Origin of the sequence: Mesorhizobium loti CJ3sym, assembly GCF_000472785.1 — a bacterium.
In the GTDB taxonomy this organism is placed as follows: domain Bacteria; phylum Pseudomonadota; class Alphaproteobacteria; order Rhizobiales; family Rhizobiaceae; genus Mesorhizobium; species Mesorhizobium loti_E.
On the sequence record NZ_AXAL01000012.1, the window covers coordinates 22,823 to 40,863 of the forward strand.

The following is an 18,041-nucleotide window of genomic DNA, read 5'->3' on the forward strand; positions in this document are numbered from 1 at the left end:
GATGACGGGCAAGGCAGAAACTAGTTAGCCGGAAAAAGAATCGCGTGGCGATTGCTACAACCGGTTAAAAAGAGTTTACTTTTTCGTACTGCGAGCACCCGGTTTCATAAAGCTTTCATCTGGCTGTCACATGAAAACGATACCGGATCGCAGGCGTCCAACGGCGTCAGTTCAACGGAGAGAACACATGTTCAAATTCACGGGGAAAGTACTTTCCCTTTCGGCCGCGACCCTGATGGTGTCGTCGGTGATTTCGTCCGCGGCTTCGCTGGATGATCTCGTCAAGGCCGCCAAGGCCGAAGGCCAGCTCACGACCATCGCGCTTCCGCATGACTGGTGCGGCTACGGCGATGTCATCGCCGGCTTCAAGGCGAAGTATCCGGAAATCACTATCAACGAGCTCAACCCCGATGCCGGCTCCGGCGACGAGGTCGAGGCGATCAAGGCCAACAAGGACAACAAGGGCCCGCAGGCTCCCGACGTTATCGACGTCGGCCTGTCCTTCGGTCCGTCCGCAAAGAAGGACGGCCTGATCCAAGCTTACAAGGTGTCGACCTGGGACTCGATCCCCGACACCGCCAAGGATGCCGACGGCTTCTGGACGGGCGATTATTACGGTGTGCTTTCCTTCCAGGTGAACAAGGACCTGGTGAAGGTATCGCCGACGGACTGGGCCGACCTGCTGAAGCCGGAATTCGCCAACTCGGTCGCTCTTGCCGGGGATCCGCGCGCTTCGAACCAGGCCATCCAGGCGGTATATGCCGCTGGTCTGTCGTCGGGTGCGGCTGCTGGTGAAGCCGCCGGCACCGCTGGCCTCGACTTCTTCAAGAAGCTCAACGCCGCTGGCAATTTCGTGCCGGTCATCGGCAAGGCTGCGACGCTGGCGCAGGGCCAGACCCCGATCCTCGTTACCTGGGACTACAACGCGCTCGCCGGCCGCGACACGCTGAAGGGCAACCCGCCCGTCGACGTCGTCGTGCCGAAGACAGGTGTCGTTGCCGGTGTCTACGTGCAGGCAATCAGCGCCTACGCGCCGCACCCGAACGCAGCCAAGCTCTGGCTGGAATACCTCTATTCCGACGAAGGCCAGATCGCCTGGCTAAAGGGCTATTGTCACCCGATCCGCTTCAACGATCTCGCCAAGAACGGCAAGATCCCGGCGGACGTGCTGGCCAAGCTGCCGCCGGCTGAGTCCTATGCGGCCGCGGTGTTCCCGACGCTCGACGAGCAGGGCAAGGCCAAGGAAGCCATCACCAAGAACTGGGACGCCGTTGTCGGCGCCAACGTCAAGTAACAGTTGAAATTCACCGGGTGGCTTCACGGCCACCCGGTTTTTCTCTCGAAGTCGTTCTCTCGAAGACGGTAGCCGGCGCATGACCGATATCTCAATGTCCGACCACGCTGTTTCCGGGAAGACCGCTCCTCCCGCCGAGGCGCGCAGCATGAAGCTGCCGACCCAGTGGCTCGGCGTTGCGCCATTCTTCATCTTCGCCATCATGTTCCTGATCCTGCCCACGCTCTACCTGATGCTGGGCGCATTCCAGAACGATGCTGGCCAATTCACTTTCAACAACATCGTGGGCATCTTCGACCCGCCGAATTTGAAGAACTATATGCAGTGCCAGTACGACTCATGGACTTCCTGGGTTGATGGCAACTGCCAGCTGCCAAGCATTCTCGCGGCCTACTGGATATCGATCAAGATCAGCCTTGCTTCGTCGCTGATTGGCGCTTTCGCGGGGCTCGCGATTGCCATTGCCATCGTGCGTGGCGGCCTGCCAGACTGGATACGCTCTGCGACACTGACGTTCTCCGGCGTCGCCTCGAATTTTGCCGGTGTGCCGCTGGCCTTCGCCTTCCTCGCCACTCTTGGCCGACTCGGTCTTGCGACGGTCATTCTGAACACCCTGTTCGGCCTCAACATCTACGCACACGGCTTCAACATCCTGTCGTTCTGGGGCCTGACGCTGACCTATGTCTATTTCCAGATTCCGCTGATGGTGGTGATCATCGTTCCGGCCATCGATGGGCTGAAGAAGGAATGGGGCGAGGCTGCCGCAACGCTGGGTGCGACCATGTCTCAGTACTGGCGAATGGTGGTCATTCCGGTGATCTGGCCAAGCTTCCTCGGCACCGTGATCCTGTTGTTCGCCAATGCCTTTGGCGCCATCGCCACCGCCTATGCGCTGACCGGTTCGTCTCTCAACATCATTCCCATCGTGCTTTACGCCCAGATTCGTGGCGACGTGCTGCACAATGCCCACCTAGGCTATGCAATCGCCTTCGGCATGATCCTGATTACGGGTCTCGCCAATGTCTTCTACATCTGGTTCCGCACCCGTTCCGAGAGGTGGCTCAAATGAAGGCTGGAAGGTTCTGGGCCTGGTTCGTCTTCGCGCTGGGCGCGGCCTATTTCTTCATCCCGCTGATCGCGACGGTGGAGTTTTCTATGCGTATGCGGCGCGGTGCCTATTCCTTTGATGCCTACAAGGTCGTGCTGGGCGACGCACGCTTCCAGGCGACATTCGGCTATTCGGTGCTTGCAGCCGTTTTCACCATCATTCTCGGCGTGCTGATCGTGGTGCCCGCCGCCTACTGGATCCGGCTGCGCCTGCCGCAGCTGCGCCCCATCGTCGAGTTCATCACCTTGCTGCCGCTGGTCATCCCGGCCATCGTCATCGTCTTCGGATACATCAGAATGTATGGCTCGAACTCGCCATTGCCGTTCCTGGCAACCGACACGGGCACCAATGCCTTGTTGGTCATCGGCTACGCCACACTGTCGTTGCCCTATATGTACCGCGCGGTGGATACTGGACTTCGCACCATCGACGTGCGCACGCTGACGGAAGCAGCGCAGATTCTCGGCGCCGGCTGGGGGACGATCGTCACCCGTGTTATCCTGCCCAATGTGTTGATCGCGGTGTTGTCGGGTGCGTTCCTGACCTTCGCGATTGTCATTGGTGAATTCACCATGGCAAGCCTGCTCAACCGGCCGGCCTTCGGCCCGTATCTGCAGAACATCGGCGCCAACCGCGCCTATGAGCCGGCAGCGCTTGCCATCATTGCTTTCGCCATTACCTGGGGTTGCATGTCGCTCATACAGATCCTGTCCCGTTTCGCGCCGAAATCGGCGAACCGCCCGAACTGATCGAAAGAACAACACCATGGCAGACCCGTTCCTCTCCATCCAGCACGTTCGAAAGTCCTTCGGCACCACCACGGTGGTGGAGGATTTCAATCTCGACGTCGAACGTGGTGAATTCGTCTCTTTCCTCGGACCATCCGGCTGCGGCAAGACAACGGTGTTGCGCATGGTCGCGGGCTTTGAGGAGCCGAGCGCTGGCAAGATCGTCGTTGGTGGCAAGGACATCACACGGCTGAAGCCCAATCAGCGCAATGTCGGCATGGTGTTCCAGGCCTATGCGCTGTTTCCGAACCTGACCGTGGCGCAGAACATTGGTTTCGGCCTGAAGGTCGCCGGCATGCCCAAGGCGGACATCGACGCCCGCGTCGCCGAGATGCTGGGTATTATCAAGCTGCCGCAGATGGCTGACCGCTACCCCTACCAGCTCTCGGGCGGCCAGCAGCAGCGCATCGCGCTCGCCCGCGCCATTGCGCCGAAGCCGAAGCTGCTTCTGCTCGACGAACCGCTGTCGGCGCTCGATGCAAAGGTGCGCGTGTCTTTGCGTGAGGAAATCCGTTCGATCCAGAAGAAGCTCGGCATCACCACCATCTTCGTCACGCACGATCAGGAAGAAGCGCTGTCGATCTCCGACCGCATCGCCGTCATGTATGGCGGCAAGGCGGAGCAGGTTGGCACGCCGTTCGAGATCTACAACCGGCCGTCGACCAAATTCGTCGCCAATTTCGTCGGTACGCTGAATGTGCTGGAAGGCACTGTCACCGACGCGGCGGCGGGCACGGTGCGGGTCAATTCCGAACAGGTCTCGCTGAAGGGCAAGCTCAACGGTTCGAAGTCCGGCGATACTTTGTCGCTGGCGCTGCGTCCGGAAGCCATTTCGCTCGGTCGCCAGCCCGGTCGCGATTCCAGCCTGTCCGGCGAAATCTCGGAAGTGCATTTCCTCGGCTCGGTCATCCGCGTTCGCGTCGGCATCGGCGGCAACACGGTGTCGCTCGACACGTTCAACAGCCCAGCCACGCCGCCACCGGCTGTCGGCGAAAAGGCCGAGATTTCGTTCTCGTCGGACGACATGCTGGTACTACATTAGGCGTTGCCACAGGGCGTCACGTAACTGCTGATCATCGTGACTTTGGCACTGCCAATCGGCTTGTTCCATCGCTACGATGAGCCATGGCCCTTTTTGAACTTACCCTTGTCCTGCTTCTGGCTGCCGTCGCGCTGACGGCGCTGTCGCGGCGGCTTGAGATACCTTATCCGTCCCTGCTGGCCTTAGCCGGGGTGGCGATTGCCTTCGTGCCTGGCGCGCCGATGATCGAGATCGATCCGGAACTGGCGCTTGCCCTGTTCATCGCGCCGGTGCTTCTCGATGCCGCCTATGACACGTCGCTGCGCGATCTCAAGCGCTATCGGCTGGCGCTGCTGCTGCTGGCGCTTGGCGCCGTGGTCTTCACCACCGCGGTGGTTGCCTTCGTTGGCTGGAAGATGGGCGGTCTGCCGATCGCGGCGGCGATCGCGCTCGGCGCCATCGTCGCGCCGCCGGATGCGGTTGCGGCAAGTGCGGTGCTTGGGCAATTCAAGGTGCCGCACCGCATCACCGCCATCCTGCAGGGCGAGAGCCTGCTCAACGATGCCACCGCACTCCTGATCTACCGGCTGGCGGTTTCGGCGGCGCTCGGCACGATCATGCTGAGCAACGCCATTCCGACGATCCTGCTGGCTACGATAGGCAGCCTGGTCGCGGGTTATCTGTTTGGCCGCTTGTCGCTGCTGACGCTCACCCGGATCGAGGATGCGGCGAGCAGCACGGTGGTGCAGTTCGCGGGAACATTCGCGGTCTGGATCATCGCCGACAAGCTCGGCCTTTCGGCCATCATCACCATTGTCGTCTATGCCATGACGATCGCGCGCAGGGCGCCGCGCCGCATGTCGGCAAGACGCCGTGTCAGCACCTATTCGGTGTGGGAATCTGTGGTTTTCGTGCTCAACGTGCTGGCCTTCGTGCTGATGGGCCTGCAAGCGCGATCGATCGTCGGCCGGCTTGCCGGGGAAGGGCAAGGCCAGGCCTTTCTCTTCGCCGCGACAGTGCTGGTCGTCGTCATCGTGGCACGCCTTGTCTGGGTGGCAAGTTACGTTGCGATCATACGGTGGTTTGCCCGCTTCGGCAGCGAAGACAGAAGGCAGGACGTGCCGACGTTTGGCGGCGCCGTGCTCGTCGGCTGGTGCGGCATGCGGGGGCTGGTGACGCTGGTGGTGGCCATTGCCCTGCCGGCGGGCTTTCCCGGCCGCGATCCGATCGTGCTTGCCGCCTTCGCTGTGGTTCTGGGCACGCTGGTGCTGCAAGGGATGACGCTGAAGCCTTTGCTGCGGATACTCAACTTCCCGCGGGATACGACCATCGATCGCGAGGTGGCACAGGCGCGCGTGGCCATCATGCAGGCAGCACTCGACGTGCTGAGCCGCAAGACGTCCGCGGCGGCTTCTGTCGTGCGTGAGCAGTACGAGGCTCAGCGCGTGATTGCCGAAAACCCCGAGGACGCTCAAGCCGCAACCGAATACGACCGGCTGCGCCTCTACGCCATCAACCGCCAGCGCGACACGCTCGAGGAACTGCGCCGCAACGGCACGATCGGCGACGAGGCTTATCACCGGTTGGAGGAAGAGATCGATTGGTCAGAGCTGGCGGCGTCGCCGGCCGGGAGTTTTCAGCCGCTGACGACCTACTAGGACGGTTTATCGTCACAGCTGAGCCGCCAGCGCTCATGAGACGCCTCGCGGCGTTTCCCGGCGCGCGAAGGATACCGATGCGGTCCGGAATCGGTGCATGATCGCGCAGCAAGGCCGCTTCTGGCACAAGCCGCTTCCATTCTCCTGCACATTGCAACCAATCCACCGAACCGCTACTGCCATCACCGAAAGTGAGCCGGATAAGCAATGAAGCTGGTCAGCTACAACATCCAGTACGGGTTCGGCAGCGATGGCCGCTACGATCTTTCGCGCGCCGCGCGCATCGTTGACGGCGCCGATATCATTGCGCTGCAGGAAGTCGAGCGGAACTGGCAGCGCAGCAATTTCGACGACCAGCCGGAACAGCTTTCTCGCCTGCTGCCGGACTATCACTGGGTCTACGGTCCGGCCTTCGACATGGATGCCAGCGAGCGGCGGGACGGCTGCCTGGTCAACCGGCGCCGGCAGTTCGGCACCATGGTCTTGTCGAAATCACCGATCGTCTGGTCGCGGCTGCATGCGCTGCCAATGCGCCGCACGCTGCGGCCGCTCAACACCCGCAATGCGGCACTGGAATGCATGATCCGCACGCCGGCCGGCCCGGTGCGGATCGTCTCGCTGCATCTCGCCCACATCGCGGCCGAAGAGCGGCTGGAGCAGATCGACTATCTCCTGGCCGAGCATCGCCGGGCGCCCTCCGATGGCGGGCCGTGGAGCGGCACCGATGACGAGCCTTCGCGCAACTGGACCAGCGGCGAAGCCGAGCCGGAAAATCCGCTGGCGGCGATCTGGATGGGCGATTTCAACATGGAGCCGGGCAGCGCCGAATATCACCGCATCACCGGCAGCACGCCCTATCATCGGGGTGCCGCCTATCTCGACGGCTTCGTCGATGCCGCCGCCGTTGCCAGCGAACCGACTGATGACTTCCACACCCACGAGAAGATCATCGACGGCAGACTGGCAAAGCGCCGGCTCGACCATTGTTTCGTCGGCGGCATGTTTGCGGGCCGCGTGCGCTCGGTCGGATCTGATATAAGCGAGGTGGCGTCCGATCACTTCCCGGTCCGGGTCGACATCGATCTCGAAACGCCGCTTGGCTCGGGAGGTCGATAAGCCTGAAATGACGCTTTTCGTCTTCTTCGCGGTGCTTGCCGCCGCTGCCATGCACGCGATCTGGAACGCGCTGGTCAAGGTGCATCTCGACCGTTTCATGTCGATCACGCTGATGACGCTCGGCATGGGCGCGGCCGCGCTCCTGGCGCTGCCTTTCGTCGAAGTGCCCAGGTCGGGGGTGTGGCCTTACATCATCGCCTCGGTGATCTTCCATATCGGCTACAGGACATTCCTGATCGGCGCCTACAAGGCTGGCGATTTCGCGCAGACCTACCCGCTGGCGCGCGGCACCGCCCCGCTGCTTGCGGCATTGGGTGGCATATTCGTTGTTGCCGAGGTGCCTGGGCCGTTTGCCATCCTCGGCATTCTCCTGCTGTCCGCCGGCACGCTGGTGATGTCATTTCGCGGTGGCGCGCATCTGGAGAAGCTCAATCTGCGCGCGGTCGGCTTTGCCTTCGGCACCTCGGTGTTCATCGCCAGCTACACACTGTCGGACGGCAGCGGCGCCAGGCTTGCCGCCACCGCGCAGAGCTATGCGGCATGGCTGTTCGTCTGCGATGCCATGGGAGCCCTGGTGCTGTGCCTGATCTTCCGGGGACCAAAGGCCCTGCCGGTGCTGGCCAGCAGCTGGAAGACCGGCATATTCACCGGCGTGCTCAGCGGTGCGGCCTACTGGATCGTGATGTGGGCGATGACCAAGGCGCCGATCGCCTCGGTCGCCTCGCTGCGCGAGACCTCGATCCTGTTCGCCATGGTGATCTCGGTCTTCGCGCTTGGCGAGAAGATGACAGGCTGGCGCGGCGCGGCCGCGCTAAGCATTGTTGCCGGTGTTATCGCACTCCGGATGGGTTAGAGCAGTTCACCGTTTCACGGAAACGGCGAACCGCTCTAACTCTTTGTTCTGACGCAATTCCCAAGGGAAAGCGCCGCGCCTAACTCAGCACAGTCATCACTTGGCCGCGCCGTTCCGGACTGAAGCGGATGACGACGATGATGCAGACGGCGACCACGCCGGCAAAAAGCGCCAGCGCGTAGCCGTAGCTGCCCCCGGGTGCCTCCGCGATTCCCGCCTGATACGGACCGCCATAGGATGCGGCGAGATTGCCGGCCTGATAGATGAAGCCGGGCAAGGTCGCGCGCACCGAACCGGGCGAAAGTTCGTTGAGGTGCACGGGGATGACGCCCCAGGCGCCCTGCACCGCGACCTGCATGACGAAGGCGCCGATGGCGAGCATGAACGGCGTGGAACTGTAGGCCCACAGCGGAATCGCCGGCAGGGCGACAATGCACGCCAGGGTGATGGCGTTGACGCGGCCGATCTTCTCGGACAGTGCGCCAAAGGTCAGGCCGCCCGCGATGGCGCCGAGATTGGCAACGATGGTGATCCAGCTCACTGTGTGCGGATCGAAGCCATGCTGCTTCTTCAGGAAGGTCGGGTAGAGGTCCTGCGTGCCGTGGCTGAAGAAGTTGAAGAACATCATCAGCACGACCGCATAAAGCGCGACGCCCCAGTTCTTCTGAAGCGTTTCCAGCAGGCCAGGCCTGGGTGCCTTCTGCGCCTCGACGAAGGCGGGTGATTCCGGCACGTGCGAGCGGATGAAGAGCACGATCAGCGCCGGCACGAAGGAAAGCAGGAACATGGCGCGCCAGCCGATCGTGTAGCCGCCGATCGTCTGCTGATAGAGCAGGCCATAGACCACCGCCGCCAGGAGATAGCCGGCCGGATAGCCGCATTGCAGGATGCCCGAGACCAGGCCGCGCGCGCTGGGCGGGACGGACTCCATGGCGAGCGAACTGCCGAGCCCCCATTCGCCGCCCATGGCGATGCCGAACAGAGCGCGCAACGCCAGGAAGATGCCGAGATTGGGCGAGAAGGCGGCCAGCGCGCCGATCACCGAATAGCTGACGATGTTGAGCATGAGGATCGGCTTGCGCCCATATTTGTCGGCGAGCATGCCAAAGAAGAACGCGCCGATAAAGCGTGTCGCCAAGGTCAGGAACAGTGCCTTGGAGACTGCCGGAACATCTGTCTGGAACTCACTCGCAATATCGGTGAGCAGGAATGTCAGAAGGAAGAAATCAAAAGCATCGAGTGTCCAGCCCAGGAATGAGGCCAGAACGGTTTTCTTCTGCTCGGCAGTGAGATTCAAGGCGTCCTCCTTTGGTTCCCCCAAAGGAACGATATGTCGCCCTATTGGCAAAAGAGAACAGTTATCAGTCGGCTTTCGAAAGACCGGCGGTCACTTTTTCGTAAGATCGAGGTCGAAGACCATCAATCCGTCGGTGCCGCCTTCAAGCGCGGCGACCAGCCGGGCGCCGGCACGCTGATGCGCCTCGTGCACCAGATAGGCATCGCGGGCGGCGGCGTCGCGGAAATCGATGGTGAAGCCACATGTGAAGCCGCGTGCGAAGGGTTCGGGGCTGACATTGGTGCTGAAGTGGACGGTGTCCATGCCGTCGATCACCTGCCGCAGCGCCTCGAGGTCGGCGTGTATCGCCTTGCGTTCTCCGGTGCCGACATCGTTTCGGAATTTCACGAACACACAGTGCCTGATCATCTTCATATTCCCTTCAAGCGGCCCGGTTTCCTGAGAACACCGCCGGCGGCAGCGGCTCGCGGCCGAGGATGATGTCAGCACCCTTTTCGCCAACCATGATGGTCGGCGCATTGGTGTTGGAGGAAGGCACGCGCGGCATCACCGAGGCGTCGCAGACCCGCAGCCCCTCGATGCCGCGCAGCCGCAGATCCGGCGTCACCACGGCCATGGCGTCATGGCCCATGCGGCAGGTGCCGACCGGGTGATGATCGGTCTTGGAACTGTGGCAGGCGTAGTCGAACAGCTCGTCATCGCTGGCAAGCGGCGGGCCAGGCAGGACTTCGCGCAGCACGTAGGGGGCAAGCGCCTTCTGCCGCATGATCTCGCGCGCCAGCCGCAGGCCCTTGATCGACATGGCGCGGTCATAAGGGTCGGACCAGTAGTTGGGATCGATCAGCGGATGGTCGGCGGGGTCGGCGCTTCTCAGTCGCACAGTGCCGCGCGAGCGCGGGCGCAGGAAGGCCGAGTTCAAGGTGACGCCCGGATTGTTCAGCTTCTCGACGCCGGCCTCGATGCCGGAACCGAGGCCGAGATGGAACTGGATGTCGGGCGAGGCGGCAGTCGGGTCGGCGTACCAGAAGCCACCGGTTTCGAACAGGCTTGAGGCCACCGGCCCCTTCTTGAGCAGCAGATATTGCAGGCCCGCCCACGCCGTGCGGTGCAGCTTGGCGTAATTGTCATAGGTGTGGTCGCCAGTGCATTCGGCGATGACGAACAGATCGAGATGGTCCTGCATGTTGGAGCCGACGCCGGGCAGGTCATGCACCGGCGTGACGCCGACCGATTTCAGATGATCGGCCGGGCCGATGCCCGACTGCATCAAAAGCTTAGGTGAGCCGATGGCGCCGGACGAGACAATCACCTCGCGCTCGGCGCGCAGGATTTTTGTCTGACCGCCTGGCCTGTCGGCGATCTCGACGCCGATCGCGCGGCCCTTCTCGACGACGATGCGGGTCACCAGCACATCGGTCCTGACGGTCAGGTTCTTGCGCGCACGGATCGGCTTGAGATAGGCGACCGAAGCCGAGGAGCGCCGGGCATCCTTTTGCGTCAACTGGTAGTAGCCGACGCCTTCCTGGGCAGCGCCGTTGAAGTCCGGATTGAAGGGAATGCCCATCTCCTGGCCGGCGCGGAAATAGGCTTCGCAGATCGGCAACGGCGCGATCGGGTTGGAGACGCCGAGCGGGCCCTGGTCGCCGTGGAAATCGTTGGCGTAGCGCTGGTTGTTTTCGGCGCGCTTGAAATAGGGCAGCACGTCGCGATAGCCCCAGCCGGCGAGGCCCTCTTCCTTCTCCCAGGCGTCATAGTCGCGGGCATTGCCGCGCGTGTAGATCTGGGCGTTGATGGAGGAGCCGCCGCCGACAACCTTGGCCTGCGTGTACCAGAAGACGCGGTCCTTCATGTTTCTCTGCGGCACGGTCGACCAGCCCCAGGACGCAATGCCCTTGGTCATCTTGGCGAAGCCCGCCGGCATGTGGATGTAGGGATGCCAGTCCTTGCCGCCGGCTTCGAGCAGCAGCACCGAATTACCGGGGTCCTCGCTCAGCCGGTTGGCCAGAACACAGCCGGCCGGGCCGGCGCCAACGATGATGTAGTCGGTCATGTCGTTTCCACTTACAGCCGCGGCACGGAGAGCGCGCCGTCGACATTGATGATCGAGCCGGTCGAAAAGGCGAGCTTGCCGGCTGCGAGCGTCGCCACCACGGCGCCGATGTCCGATGCCTCGCCCCAGCGTTTGGCCGGCACCAGGCCGTTGCCGATCAATGCATCGTATTTGGCGGTTACGCCCGCCGTCATGTCGGTGCGGATGATGCCCGGCCGAAGCTCGAACACGCCGATGTTTTCCGGGGCGAGCCTGAGCGCCAGGTTCTTCACCCACATGGAGAGCCCGGCCTTCGAGATGCAGTATTCGGAGCGCTCCGGCGAGGCCATCTCGGCGCTGACCGAAGTGACAGCGATGATCGATTTCGGGTGACCACCCGGTGTGGCCAGCATCGCCTTGGCGACGGCCTGGCTGAGAAACACCGTTCCGCGCAGGTTGATGCCCAGCGTGCGGTCGAAGTTTTCGGGCGTGAGTTCCAGCAGGTCGCCGCGCACGACGGCGCCGACGCCGGCATTGTTGACGAGACAGTCGATGCGGCCGAAGGCGCGCATGGCGGTGTCGACAAGCGCGGCGTGGCTGTCGAGGTTGGCAATGTCACAGGTGATATAGGCGAATTTCGCGCCACGAGTGCTGAGGTTGGTGGAAAGCCCATCCGGCGCTTGTTCGGCAAGGTCGGCGACCAGAATGTCGAAGCCGGCATCGGCCAGCGCCTCGGCACAGGCAAGCCCGATGCCGCGGGCGCCGCCAGTTACTATGGCGGAGGGGCGGGTCATGCGGTTAGATCCGTCCGGCGGATATGCTCGGCGACACGAAGCGCCTGGGCCGCGATCGAGAGTGCCGGGTTCACAGCAGCCGAATTCGGCAAAAAGCTGCCGTCGACGACGAACAGGTTCGGGTGGTCGAAGGCGCGGCAGAACGGATCGAGCGGCGCGATCGCGGGATCGTCGCCCATCTTGACCGTGCCACACTGATGCGAGGGCGTGCGCTTGTCGAAGGGGCGCGACAATACGATGGGATAACCGCAGGCGCGGAAGTTTTCGCGCATCACCTTGGTCAGGCCGTCGAGCGACTGCATGTTGGAGCGCCGCCACTGCATGACGATGTCCTTGCCGTCGACCATGATGCGGCTTTCGGGATCTGGCAGATCCTCGCACATCAGATACCAGTCGACGGCGTGGCCGGCCATGTAATCGAGCGCGAATTTCGGCATCGTCTTCACATTGGCCTTGAGCATGTTGCCGTCGACCTTACCGAGCAGCTGGACATTGCCCAGCGGTTTGCCGCCCTTGCCGTCGGTGAGGTAATAGTCGTTTAGCATCAGCGTCTTCTGGTAGACGGATGTGTTCCTGCGGCGCGGATCGATCGCCAGCATGGCGCTCGAATTGTGGTTCATGAAATTGCGGCCGACCTGGTCGGAGCGGTTGGCGAGGCCCTTGCCATCCGCTGAAGGCGAACGCAGCAGGATGACGGCGGAATTGACCGCGCCGGCGGACAGGATGACCAGCTTCGGCGCGACTGTCTTTGCCTCGCCATTCTGGCGGTAGTGGATGGCTGATATGGTTTTGCCGTCTGGCGATGTTTCGAGATACTCGACGTAGCAGCCGGTCTCAAGCCGGATGTTGGGGTCCTTGAGCGCCACCGCCAGCGGTGCCGTCTGGGCGTCCATCTTTCCCTGGCCGGTGTTCGGGAAAGCGTCCCAACCGGTCTTGCCCTCCTTCAGCCAGGTGTCGATGTCGACGCCGAGCGGCAGCGAGGCCGGATGCAGGCCGAGGCCTTTGAGTTCGGCACGGGCACGCGCGATCGGCGCCTCGTCGGGCACCGGCTTATAGGCATAGGGAATCGAGTGGAAGGGTTCGGTCGGGTCCTCGCCCAGTGTGCCGCGCACGCGAAACAACTGCTCGGCCCGGGAATACCAGGGCTCGAATTCGTCGTAGGAAAACGGCCATGCCGGCGAGACGCCGCCGAAGTGCTCCATGGCGGCAAAATCTTCCTTGCGGTAGCGGATCAGCACCGCGCCGTAGAATTTCGAATTGCCGCCGACATAGTAGTAATTGCCGGGATTAAAGGCAGCCCCCCCGGCCTCGCGCCACATCTCCTTTGGCCGGTAGTGGCCGTCGACAAAGATGGAGCGCGTGTCGCGCGCATGCGGTGTTGCCGGCAAGGGCTCGCCGCGCTCTAGCATCAGGATCGAGGCGCCGCTGCCGGCCAGACCGGAGGCGATTGTCGAGCCGCCGATGCCGGAGCCGATGATAACGATGTCCGGATTTGTCATGGCCTAAATCGCGTCCTGACGCGCTTTAGGTTTTTGTTTTGATGCATGTCGTTGCCCCAAAACCGGATCCATTTTTGGGCGACATACATTAGCGGATGCGGTTTTCAGTCGCCGGATCGAAGAACACCGCCTTGGTCAGGTTGAAGGCGAGCGGCGTGTTGGTGCCCGGCTGGATGTTGGCATCGGCGCGCAGCCGCGCCACCACACCCTTGCCGCCGAGATTGGTGACAGCGAAAGTATCGGAGCCGGCCGGCTCGACGACTTCGATGTGCAGCTCGGCGGTGGCGATGTTGGATGCGTTGCGTTCAGCACCTTCCGGATCGGTCAGCGCTTCCGGGCGTACGCCGAAGATGATCGGCTTGCCCTGGAATGCCGAGAGGCCCGCCGGCGCGTTTGCCATCGGCAGCGTGATCGGCTCGCGTGCCTCACGCTGCAGCACGACGGACAGCGCATTGCCCGATGTGGCGATGGTCGCCGGGATCAGGTTCATGGCCGGCGAGCCCATGAAGTCGGCGACGAACAGGTTGGTCGGGTTGTTGTAGATCTCGGCCGGCGTGCCGAACTGCTGCACCTCGCCGTCACGCATGACGGCGATCTTGGTCGCCAGCGTCATCGCCTCGATCTGGTCGTGGGTGACGTAGACGATGGTGGTGCCTGTCGTGGCATGCAGGCGCTTGATCTCGATGCGCATGTCGACACGCAACTTGGCGTCGAGGTTGGACAAAGGCTCGTCGAACAGGAACAGTTTGGGGTCGCGCACCAGCGCCCGGCCCATTGCGACGCGCTGGCGCTGGCCGCCGGAGAGCTGGCTCGGCTTGCGCTTCAGCAAGTGGCCGATCTGCAGTACCTTGGCCACCTTGTCGATCGCCTTCTGGCGCTCGTCGGCCGGCACGCCGCGCATCTCCATGCCGAAAGAAATGTTACCGGCCACCGTCATGTTCGGATAGAGCGCATAGCTCTGGAACACCATGGCGATGTCGCGCTTGGAAGGGTGCAGATCGTTGATGGCGCGACCGTCGACGCGGATCTCGCCCTCGGTGATCTGCTCCAGGCCGGCGATGGTGTTGAGCAAGGTGGACTTGCCGCAGCCGGAGGGGCCGACCAGCACCAGGAAGCCGCCCTTTTCGAGCTCGACATCGATGCCCTTCAGGATCTCGACATTCCCGAAGCGCTTCTTCAGCCCATCAATTTCCAGAAAAGCCATGGTCGTTCCTTCTGAATTGGTCAGCCCTTGACCGCGCCCGCCATCAGCCCGCGCACGAAATAGCGGCCGGCGACGACATAGACGATCAGGGTGGGCAGAGCCGCGATCATCGCGGCCGCCATGTTGACGTTGTATTCGACGACGCCAGTCGAGGTGTTGACGACGTTGTTGAGCGCCACCGTCATCGGCATCGCGTCGCCGGTGCCGGCATAGGCCGAGGCGAACAGGAAGTCGTTCCAGATGTTGGTGAACTGGTAGATGACGGTGACCACGAAGATCGGCATCGAGTTCGGCAGCATGATGCGGCGGAATATCTGGAAGAAGGAGGCACCGTCGACCTGGGCGGCCTTGATCAGCTCGGTAGGGAACGCTTCGTAATAGTTGCGGAAGAACAAAGTGGTGAAGCCGAGGCCATAGACGACGTGGACGAAGACGAGATTGACCGTCGGATTGCCTAGGCCGAAGCTGGTTCCCACGTCATTCTGCAGGGTCACGCCGAAACGGCCAAGGCTGCCAAGGATGGTGGCCATCGGCAGCAGCACCGACTGGAACGGAATGAAGCAGGCAAACAGCATCAGGCCGAACACCAGCGTTGCACCGCGAAAGCGCCATTTGGTCAGCACGTAGCCGTTGAGCGCGCCGAGCATGGTGGAGATCAGTACCGCCGGAACCACCATCTTGATGGAGTTCCAGAAATAGCCCTTGATGCCGGCGCAGGTGAGGCCGACGCAGGTCTCGCCCCAGGCCTTCAGCCACGGGTCGAAGGTAGGCGCCTTGGGCAGGGAGAGCATGTTGCCATTCTGGATCTCGTCCATGGTCTTGAACGAGGTGACCAGCATGACGAACAGCGGCATCAGGTAGAACACCGCAAACAGCGCCAGCAACCCGTAGATGACGATGCGGTTGACGATCCTGGTGTTGATGCCGCTTGAGTTTTGCCGGGAAGCAGTGGGGCGGGCAGGGGTGGCGACAGCGCTCATCGCGGCTTCTCCCGCAGTTCCGAATAGAGATAGGGCACGATGATGGCGACGATGGTCATCAGCATGATCACCGCACTAGCCGAGCCGACGGCCATTTCGTTGCGCTTGAAGGTGTACTCATACATGAAGTTGGACGGCAGCCAGGCTGAGCCGCCGGGGCCGCCGGAGGTCAACGCAACCACCAGATCGTAGGACTTGATGGCGAGGTGCGCGAGCACGATGAAGGCTGACAGGAAGATTGGCCGCAGCAGCGGGATGACGATGCGGCGATAGAGCTGGAAGGTGGTGGCGCCATCGATCTGCGCCGCCTTCATGATCTCGCCGTCAATGCCGCGCAGGCCGGCCAGGAACATCGCCATGATGAAGCCGGAGGCTTGCCAGACGCCGGCGATGACAACCGTGTAGATGACGAAATCCTTGTTCTTGATCCAGTCGAAATGGAAGCTCGTCCAACCCCACTGATGCAAGGTCTGCTCGAGGCCGAGGCCGGGATCGAGGAACCATTTCCAGGCGACGCCGGTGACGATGAAGGACAGCGCCATCGGGTAGAGATAGATCGGCCGCAGCACGCCTTCGCCGCGGATCTTCTGGTCGAGCAGGATGGCCAGGAAAAGGCCTAGCGCCAGGCAGATGCCGATGTAGAGAAAGCCGAATATGCCCATGTTGGTGATCGACGTGTACCAGCTCGATGGTGGGTCGCTGTCGAAGGTCCAGCCCCACAGCCGCTGATAGGCGCGCGAGCCGGTGATGACATAGGACGGGAAGGTCTTGGAATTGGTGAAGGACAGATAGATCGTCCACAGGATGAAGCCGTAGACGAAGACGATGGTGATGGCGAAGCTCGGCGCCAGCACGATCTTAGGCAAGGCATCCTGCAGGCGCGCGCGCGTCGAAGCGCGCGGCCGCTCCGGCGTCAGCTTGATCTGTGTTGTCGCTACACTGCTCATGAGGCTCCTCCCGTTTCGGGTCGTCCGTGCTCTGCCGTCAGGCGGCAAGGCGGCCCGTGCATACGGGGCTTCGGTCGGCATAGTGTTCAAGCCGGCCAATCGTGGGGTGAGAACCTTCCCCGCCGAAGCGGGGAAGGCGTTTTTGGGACGTGGCGCTTACTTGGCGTCGTCGATTGCCTTGACCAGCTCGGTCACGGCTTCGTCCGAGGTCTTGATCTGACCATGGACAAACTTGGTCACGACATCCTTGTAGGCGTTGGCGACCGCTGGAGGCGCGCCGTAACCCTGAGCCAGCGAGCCGAACAGCGTGCCGCCGTCGTTGGCTGCCTTCAGGTCGGCCATGCCCTTCTTGCCGCAAGCATCGAAGTCGGTGTCCGGAACGTCGGTACGGGCCGGAACCGAGCCTTTGACGACGTTGAAGGCCGACTGGAAGCTCTTCGACAGGGTGGCGGTCGCCAGCGCGATCTGGGCGGCCTTGCGGTCGTCCGGAACGTTGAACATGGCGAACATGTCGGAGTTGTAGATCACCGAGCCGTCGGTGCCGGGGAAGCGATAGCACAGGAAGTCCGTGCCCGCGGTCTTCTTGGCGGCGTGGAACTCGCCCTTGGCCCAGTCGCCCATGACCTGCACCAGGGCATCGCCCTTGATGACCATGGCGGTGGCCAGGTTCCAGTCGCGGCCCGAGAAGTTCGGGTCGACATAGGTGACGAGCTTGGCGAGGTTGTCGAACGACTTCTTCATCGTGTCGGACTTGAGCGAAGCGTCATCGAGGTCGTTGAAGGCCTTCTTGTAGAACTCAGGTCCGCCGGTCGACAGCACGACCGAATCGAACATGGTGGCTTCCTGCCAGTTCTGACCGCCGAGAGCGAGCGGGATCACGCCTGCCGCCTTGGCCTTGTCGAGCAGGGCGATGAAGTCGTCGAAGGTCTTCGGCTCGGTGCCGCCGATCTTGTCCATCACGGCCTTGTTGATCCACAGCCAGTTGACCGAGTGGACGTTGACGGGAACCGCGACCCATTTGCCGTCATAGACGGAGAACTTCTGCAGGGCCGCCGGAACCGCCTTGTCCCAGCCTTCCTTCTTGGCCGTCTCGGTCAGGTCGCCCATGACGCCGGCCGCCGCATAGTCGAGCACGGTGTAGCCGAGCATCTGCGAGGCGGTCGGATAATTGCCGGCCGCGACCATCGCCTTCAGCGCGGTCATGGCAGCGTCGCCGCCACCGCCGGCCACCGGGACGTCCTTCCAGGCATAGCCTTCCTTGGCCAGATCGCCCTTGAGGACGTTGAGAGCAGCCGCTTCGCCGCCCGACGTCCACCAATGCAGCATCTGCACTTCCTTGACGTCCGCGGCATGCGCCGAGAACACAAAGCTCGTCGCAAGAGCCGTTCCGATAAGCAGTTTGCGCAACATGTACTACCTCCCTTGTTGCATTACACGACCGGTGGAAGCCCAC

16 protein-coding genes are annotated in these 18,041 nt (G+C 62.5%); 7 read left to right on the plus strand and 9 right to left on the minus strand.

From position 1 onward, the window contains the following. The first annotated feature begins 187 nt into the window (after nt 1-187). The 7 genes from A3A9_RS0117755 (at nt 188) to A3A9_RS0117785 (ending at nt 7,838) form a co-directional block, all read left to right on the plus strand. The gene (locus A3A9_RS0117755; protein WP_027059973.1) at nt 188-1,294 is read left to right on the plus strand and encodes an ABC transporter substrate-binding protein; all 1,107 of its coding nucleotides are present in this window, start codon (nt 188-190) and stop codon (nt 1,292-1,294) included. A 79-nt stretch (nt 1,295-1,373) separates the two neighbouring features. Continuing rightward, nucleotides 1,374-2,363, plus strand: a complete 990-nt coding sequence (locus A3A9_RS0117760) for an ABC transporter permease (protein ID WP_033838653.1) — start codon at nt 1,374-1,376, stop codon at nt 2,361-2,363. Continuing rightward, entirely contained in the window at nt 2,360-3,151 is a 792-nt protein-coding gene (locus A3A9_RS0117765; protein WP_027059975.1) for an ABC transporter permease, read from the plus strand. Before A3A9_RS0117760 ends, A3A9_RS0117765 begins: the two co-directional genes overlap by 4 nt. Before the next feature lie 16 nt (nt 3,152-3,167). Beyond that, nucleotides 3,168-4,232: an ABC transporter ATP-binding protein gene (locus A3A9_RS0117770; RefSeq protein WP_027059976.1), complete on the plus strand. Its 1,065-nt coding sequence runs from the start codon at nt 3,168-3,170 to the stop codon at nt 4,230-4,232. A gap of 83 nt (nt 4,233-4,315) precedes the next feature. Further along, nucleotides 4,316-5,869, plus strand: a complete 1,554-nt coding sequence (locus A3A9_RS0117775; protein ID WP_027059977.1) for a cation:proton antiporter — start codon at nt 4,316-4,318, stop codon at nt 5,867-5,869. 207 nt (nt 5,870-6,076) lie between these two features. Then, on the plus strand, nt 6,077-6,985 hold the full coding sequence (locus A3A9_RS0117780; RefSeq protein ID WP_027059978.1) for an endonuclease/exonuclease/phosphatase family protein: 909 nt from the start codon (nt 6,077-6,079) through the stop codon (nt 6,983-6,985). A 7-nt stretch (nt 6,986-6,992) separates the two neighbouring features. Next, nucleotides 6,993-7,838: an EamA family transporter gene (locus A3A9_RS0117785; protein WP_027059979.1), complete on the plus strand. Its 846-nt coding sequence runs from the start codon at nt 6,993-6,995 to the stop codon at nt 7,836-7,838. A gap of 79 nt (nt 7,839-7,917) precedes the next feature. Here A3A9_RS0117785 and A3A9_RS0117790 read toward each other — a convergent pair whose 3' ends face one another. From A3A9_RS0117790 to A3A9_RS0117830, 9 genes are all read right to left on the minus strand, one after another. Continuing rightward, complete coding sequence (locus tag A3A9_RS0117790) at nt 7,918-9,135, minus strand: MFS transporter (RefSeq protein ID WP_027059980.1); 1,218 nt, start codon at nt 9,133-9,135, stop codon at nt 7,918-7,920. A 90-nt stretch (nt 9,136-9,225) separates the two neighbouring features. Continuing rightward, a complete protein-coding gene (locus A3A9_RS0117795; protein WP_027059981.1) occupies nt 9,226-9,543 on the minus strand; it encodes a Dabb family protein in 318 nt (105 codons plus the stop codon). Nucleotides 9,544-9,556: 13 nt separating this feature from the next. Next, the gene (locus A3A9_RS0117800; protein ID WP_027059982.1) at nt 9,557-11,185 is read right to left on the minus strand and encodes a GMC family oxidoreductase; all 1,629 of its coding nucleotides are present in this window, start codon (nt 11,183-11,185) and stop codon (nt 9,557-9,559) included. An 11-nt stretch (nt 11,186-11,196) separates the two neighbouring features. Further along, nucleotides 11,197-11,958, minus strand: a complete 762-nt coding sequence (locus A3A9_RS0117805) for a 3-ketoacyl-ACP reductase (RefSeq protein WP_027059983.1) — start codon at nt 11,956-11,958, stop codon at nt 11,197-11,199. Further along, the gene (locus A3A9_RS0117810; protein ID WP_027059984.1) at nt 11,955-13,457 is read right to left on the minus strand and encodes a GMC oxidoreductase; all 1,503 of its coding nucleotides are present in this window, start codon (nt 13,455-13,457) and stop codon (nt 11,955-11,957) included. Before A3A9_RS0117810 ends, A3A9_RS0117805 begins: the two co-directional genes overlap by 4 nt. An 88-nt stretch (nt 13,458-13,545) precedes the next feature. Further along, nucleotides 13,546-14,661 carry an ABC transporter ATP-binding protein gene (locus A3A9_RS0117815; protein ID WP_027059985.1) on the minus strand — a complete coding sequence of 372 codons (1,116 nt, stop codon included), beginning with the start codon at nt 14,659-14,661 and terminating at the stop codon, nt 13,546-13,548. Nucleotides 14,662-14,681: 20 nt separating this feature from the next. Then, nucleotides 14,682-15,641: a carbohydrate ABC transporter permease gene (locus A3A9_RS0117820; protein WP_027059986.1), complete on the minus strand. Its 960-nt coding sequence runs from the start codon at nt 15,639-15,641 to the stop codon at nt 14,682-14,684. Then, nucleotides 15,638-16,588: a carbohydrate ABC transporter permease gene (locus A3A9_RS0117825; protein WP_027059987.1), complete on the minus strand. Its 951-nt coding sequence runs from the start codon at nt 16,586-16,588 to the stop codon at nt 15,638-15,640. Before A3A9_RS0117825 ends, A3A9_RS0117820 begins: the two co-directional genes overlap by 4 nt. Nucleotides 16,589-16,744: 156 nt before the next feature. Then, on the minus strand, nt 16,745-17,998 hold the full coding sequence (locus tag A3A9_RS0117830; protein ID WP_027059988.1) for an ABC transporter substrate-binding protein: 1,254 nt from the start codon (nt 17,996-17,998) through the stop codon (nt 16,745-16,747). Between the last annotated feature and the right edge of the window lie 43 nt (nt 17,999-18,041).